General features: G+C 66.7%; 1 pseudogene. It reads left to right on the top strand.

The window, feature by feature from the left end:
• Window positions 1-222, top strand: a pseudogene (locus N5079_RS35285) (IS5/IS1182 family transposase); the annotation flags it as partial.
• Between the last annotated feature and the right edge of the window lie 12 nt (window positions 223-234).

The following is a 234-nucleotide window of genomic DNA, read 5'->3' as shown; positions in this document are numbered from 1 at the left end:
GAACCAGCCGATCGCATCGCCGCTCGCCTGCGGCGCGGCAGCCGCGGCGGTCGTGCCCCCGCGTTCGACGCCCGTGACTACCGCGCCCGTCATGCTGTGGAATGTGGCATCAACCGGCTCAAACGCCACCGCGCCATCGCGACCAGGTACGACAAACTCGCCGTCCGCTACCAAGCCGCCATTGTCATAACCGCGATAGACGACTGGCTCACCAGGCTTTGAGACAGGCCCTAG

It is taken from the genome of Planotetraspora sp. A-T 1434, assembly GCF_025420585.1.
Classification (GTDB): Bacteria; Actinomycetota; Actinomycetes; order Streptosporangiales; family Streptosporangiaceae; genus JAOEGB01.
The sequence above is the reverse complement of the archived record's forward strand: the minus strand, read 5'-3'. Positions and strand labels throughout refer to the sequence as shown.